This window comes from uncultured Psychrobacter sp. (genome assembly GCF_947495825.1).
Taxonomy (GTDB): Bacteria; Pseudomonadota; Gammaproteobacteria; order Pseudomonadales; family Moraxellaceae; genus Psychrobacter.
On record NZ_CANMAH010000018.1, the window covers coordinates 1 to 5,242 of the forward strand.

Consider the following 5,242-nt stretch of genomic DNA (forward strand, 5'->3'; position numbering starts at 1 on the left):
TATGGCTCACCATCTAATCAGCTGAAAACCTTGAGAAAATGGTGTGATATTTAATCCTTATCTACTACAGCCCCTTATTTAATTTGAATTTATTAACCTAAAATTTCGATAGGTTGTATCTTATTAATCTGTTTTTATTATAAATTAAGTTAGCTTATACTGTCTATTCATAAGCTTATTCTTATCTTGATTATCAATAGTAGGATGCGTCTGTTATGCACGCTTTGACCCAAACAATGACTCACTATTTGCCAAGCAATCGCCACTTGGCAGGGCTTATTGTGGTGCTGATTGGTAGCTTATTTTGTTTATGGCTAAATAGTAGTTTGGATACTTGGTCGAACGGACGTATCGTGGGTTTGTCATCTTTGACATTAGCCATCTTACTTGGGATGATCCTTGGTAATACGATTTATTCTAATTTTGCTGAACGCCTAAACGCTGGCGTGGTCTTTGCGAAAGGTCAGATTTTGCGACTTGCTATTATGTTTTATGGCTTTAAGCTGACGATAACGCAAGTTGCAAGCGTCGGTATGCCAGCGATCATGACCGATGCACTGGTATTGACGTCGACATTTTTACTGACATATTGGCTGGGCACAAAGTGGCTAAAGGTTGACAAAAAAACCACTTTGTTGATTGGTTCAGGCGCTAGTATTTGCGGTGCAGCAGCGGTAATAGCCGCAGAGCCAGTGGTCAAGGCTGAGGCGCACAAGGTTACGATTGCAGTAGCGACAGTGGTAGTGTTTGGCACTATAGCCATGCTGCTTTATCCGTTTTTGTATCATCTTGGCTGGCTACAGCCTTGGCTTAATGCAGAGCAATACGGTGTCTATACTGGCTCAACCGTCCATGAAGTGGCCCAAGTTGTCGTCGCTGGTAACGCAGTGAGTACCGAGGTTGGCAATACCGCTGTTGTGACTAAGATGATCCGTGTCATGATGCTCGCGCCATTTTTACTGGTTTTATCGTTTGCCTTGACCAAGGGCGATGGTCAAAACAGCGATAAAAAATTATCGTTTATAGCGCGTATTAGACAGGTCAGCGTACCTTGGTTTGCTTTTGTCTTTATTGCTATTGTTATACTGCATACATGGGTGCCAATGACTGAGAGTTTTGAGCAAAATATGATTTTGTTAGATGATATTTTACTAACGATGGCAATGTTTGCGCTAGGCTTAACCACTCATTTGAGCGCCATTAAGCAAGCAGGCGTCAGACCGCTTATTTTGGGAGCAACTATGTTTGGTTGGCTGATAGTTGGCGGCGGGCTGATTAATGTTGGTATTGGCCTCTTGTAGGTAAACATAAATCATAGACCAAAAAAAACGAACCCAAAGGTTCGTTTTTTTACATCTATTTATCTAATGTTAGTTAGATAATAGCTACTTAGATAGCAACGATGTTATGTGCTTGTGGGCCTTTTTGGCCTTGAGTTACAGTGAACTCAACTTCTTGGCCTTCAGCCAAAGTTTTGAAGCCAGAACCACTGATTTCGCTGTAATGAGCAAAAACGTCTGCGCCGTTTTCTGGAGCGATGAAACCAAAGCCTTTAGCTTCGTTGAACCACTTAACTGTACCTTTTTGAACGTCTGACATAGTCATAACCCTGATATTTAATTTATTTGTGGTCTAATAGACCGGTAACGCTTGCAAATAGCTACTGAACGATAAATATTAAAACGAAGGATTATAACTAATACTACGAGGTAATGATTTGGTGCAGAACTGCTTTTAAGCTTGGACGTATTATAAAACGTGAAAGCACTTAGCGCAAGCTTTATCTCATATTTCATGTAACCGAATATACTATCATGTATTTTAGTCATCACTTCACATTTATTCGGCATTGGGTAAGCGAAACAAATATACCGCTACCCCACTACATACAAGGGCGACTGCCCATGCAATCCATAGCATATCTGCTGGTAAACGATAAAATAACATTGCCGTTGAAAAACCCATCATAATAGTCGCAAGCCACTTAGCATACAAAGGAACAGCATGGTTCTCCTCCCAATCGCGGACATACTTACCAAAATACTTATGATTGATCAGCCAAAAGTGAAAGCGGCGTGAACTTCTTGCCCAGCATGCAGCTGCCAATAGTACAAAAGGCGCGGTCGGCATCACTGGTAACAAGATACCGATAATACCTAAAATAAAAAACAGCCAGCCAAGCGTCACAAACGTCCAGCGTATCGTTGGACTACTGGATTGATTGGTCTTTGGTCGGTAATAAAAGGATTTTTTATTGTCAGTCATAAAGATGATTTCGATACGCGGTAAAAAGTAGTTGGCTATATAAACTTTATTTATAAAGCTAAAACAAAGCTAAATAACAAGAGCACGGCTACCTATATAAGTATGTAAGCATGCAATAACGTGAAAAGCGGTACAAGGCTATTTTTGCATTATTTTACTATTATTAAGTATATTTGGATAAAATTAACCAACAAAAAACCGCTTACAACCTAAGTTATGAGCGGTTTTTATTAAAAATCATGCTTTTAACAGATGCTAAACCAATATCAAAGCAATGATTGGAAATATCAAAAAGTAACCAAAGACAGCCAAAATTGCATACTTGGTCTCGATGCTTCTGCCATTAAACTTCATCTTGGCCAGCGTATCGCCAAGTTTCAAAATTGAGATGCTATAGAAGTAAAATGCAAATAAAAGAAGCACAATACTAATAGTGAATATCGCGATAGAAGATAGTGGACCAAACAGAACAACCGTCCCTGGGAATAACATTTCACCCTTTATAATCAAGACCAATAGAACGATGGCGGCACCTGAGGCCGACGCATGAAAAAATATAATATCGTGCAAGGTGGCATCAGCTCTATAAAAGCTGGGCTCAATATCGAGCTTATCGCTACTGAGCACTCTTGGCATGCCTCCTCGATCTGTAATTGATTTATGACCCTTTATGTTACTCACGGTAACAAGGAAGGTAAAAAACGTCAGGGCGACCCAAAAGACTACGTGTATATTTATCATAATTATTATTCCTAAATCTACTAGAACATGATTTAAAAATATCTTGTACACCGACCCAATTCAATAATCTGCTTTTATCTGTTTAAACCTAACTTTTAGAGAAGTCAGTGCGCTTATATTTATACTATCAGCCTTATCGCTTTGATTTGTAATAAAATGTCTAAGACTTAATTTTGCTGTACTGATGCTATATTCCGTCCTAAATAAAATAAGTATAAATATCATAACGCGCTACTGGAACAAATTTTTCTTTGCTTCCTGTGCCTACGCAGACAAAGGCTGCAAAAAATTTATCCCTGTAGCGCTGTGTTTCTTTTATGGTGGATCGAGTATATAGCTACCTCACAAGTATTATGCAAATACTTGTTATTTATCTAATAATGTCGAGTAATTATTAAAATCATTTATGCTAAATAATGCTAGATTATATCCAAATGCCATTAACCAATTAAAACTATGAGTAAATTACTCCGAAAGCACTTTGAAGACCGTGAAATAAGAAAAGGATCAGGACAAGTGTCCGCTTTTATTGCGGTGTCTTTGGGCATACTTACTACGCTTGCTGCTCTGTGTTTTTTATTCCCTAATCTGCTCACCACGCCAGATTTTAGACCTTTATATAATGCAAATATTTTACGAGGCCTATTGTTTGCCAGTGTGGTCATTGGCTTTGTGTCGGGTGTGATTAGCCTACTATGCAATCCGTCTAAGCGCTGGGGAATGGCGGGTATGTTACTCAATGCCTTTGCAGCGCTGCTCGCATCAGGACAGATCGAGCCCAATTACTATGAGCGTAGTATGTATGCCGGCTTGGACTATTTTATTTTAACTCTGTTAATTTCCGCGCTGGTGTTTATTCCAATGGAGCGGTTTTATGCCAAATATAAAGAACAAAAACTGTTGCGATCTGGCTGGGTAACCGACATTAAATACTTTATGTTTAGCCATTTGGGTATTCAGTTATTGAGCTTTTTTACTATCATTCCTGCGCAGATTTTATTTAACCAATGGCTCAATCCCTCATGGCATCAAATGGTCAGTAGTCAGCCTTTGGTGCTGCAATTTATAGAAATTTTGATCATAGTGGACTTTTTTAGTTACTGGATTCATCGCACTATGCACAAAGTCCCGTCGCTGTGGCGCATCCATGCGGTACATCATTCTTCGCATCACATGGACTGGCTGGCGGCAAGTCGGGTGCATGTGTTTGAGCTGATTGTGAATCGTTTTGTCGGTTATATTCCCTTATTGTTTATGGGCTTCTCTCCGGCGGCAACTTATGCTTATTTAGTGTTTATCTCTTTTCATGCCATTTTTATTCATGCCAATGTACGTTTTCGTTTTCCGTATTTTCGCTGGCTTCTGGCAACGCCAGAGTTTCATCATTGGCATCATTCCTCAGAAAAAGAAGCGTGGGACAAAAACTTTGCGGCCTTTCTACCCATTTATGATGTGCTATTCAAAACCGCTCATCTACCAGACCATTTACCCAAAAAATACGGTACGACAGCCAATACAAAAATACCAGAGGGCTTTGTGGCGCAGTTGGTGTATCCGCTGCAAAATGAAGGGCGTAAGAAAAGTTGATTTAATTATTTAGGCTTTTAACTACTATAGGAATGATAATTACACCCCCCCCCCTTTCGCCTATAAATGCGATAAATTTCTTACGAATACCACATACGCTAACGATTAGTTATTGCAATCGATTTTATCGCTTGGATATTTTAGAAATAAAAAAATCGCTACAGCATAGCACTATAAAGGCTTTTTGCTTTAAACGACTTGCTAGGTCTCGTGCCTTGACTTCAACCTACAGTATTTTTTCACCCATGCTACGCTTGCTGGTTTCAATTTAATTGGTCATTTCTTTGGGATTGGAAAACTATAATAAGCAACATAATTTCAAGTGAAACGATTATTAACCCAAATCAAAATTTTCAAAATACTCTTTAATCAGATCTTTATGTGTAAAAAAACTGTTTAAAACTATATAGAGGAATAGTTGATCTTTATAACAAAAATAAAAGGGTATTTTAGCCTTATTAACTTTAAATGTTTTTACTTTTCCTTGTCCTTTTTTTCTATTATTTTTCAGTCTTTCTTCATACTCATCCAAACTGTAAATAATGTACTCATGGTCTATATGTCTGATAAAGTATAGTCTAATCCAAATAAAACCGATACAATCCTATTAACAATTGCATTTAATGAAATAAACGATGACTTATTCAAT

At 38.4% G+C, this 5,242-nt stretch carries 5 protein-coding genes; 2 read left to right on the forward strand and 3 right to left on the reverse strand.

The features are described 5' to 3' along the window. The first annotated feature begins 215 nt into the window (after nt 1-215). Nucleotides 216-1,301: a YeiH family putative sulfate export transporter gene (locus tag Q0895_RS13310; RefSeq protein ID WP_299189736.1), complete on the forward strand. Its 1,086-nt coding sequence runs from the start codon at nt 216-218 to the stop codon at nt 1,299-1,301. An 88-nt stretch (nt 1,302-1,389) separates the two neighbouring features. Here Q0895_RS13310 and Q0895_RS13315 read toward each other — a convergent pair whose 3' ends face one another. The 3 genes from Q0895_RS13315 to Q0895_RS13325 form a co-directional block, all read right to left on the reverse strand. Beyond that, nucleotides 1,390-1,599 carry a cold-shock protein gene (locus Q0895_RS13315; RefSeq protein ID WP_025644841.1) on the reverse strand — a complete coding sequence of 70 codons (210 nt, stop codon included), beginning with the start codon at nt 1,597-1,599 and terminating at the stop codon, nt 1,390-1,392. A 240-nt stretch (nt 1,600-1,839) separates the two neighbouring features. After that, nucleotides 1,840-2,265: a YbaN family protein gene (locus Q0895_RS13320; RefSeq protein WP_299189739.1), complete on the reverse strand. Its 426-nt coding sequence runs from the start codon at nt 2,263-2,265 to the stop codon at nt 1,840-1,842. Nucleotides 2,266-2,520: 255 nt separating this feature from the next. After that, nucleotides 2,521-3,006: a hypothetical protein gene (locus Q0895_RS13325; protein WP_299189747.1), complete on the reverse strand. Its 486-nt coding sequence runs from the start codon at nt 3,004-3,006 to the stop codon at nt 2,521-2,523. A gap of 456 nt (nt 3,007-3,462) precedes the next feature. Here Q0895_RS13325 and Q0895_RS13330 point away from each other — a divergent pair, with 456 nt between their 5' ends. After that, nucleotides 3,463-4,593 (forward strand): sterol desaturase family protein, encoded by a 1,131-nt coding sequence (locus Q0895_RS13330; RefSeq protein WP_299189750.1) that lies wholly within the window; start codon nt 3,463-3,465, stop codon nt 4,591-4,593. Nucleotides 4,594-5,242: the final 649 nt, after the last annotated feature.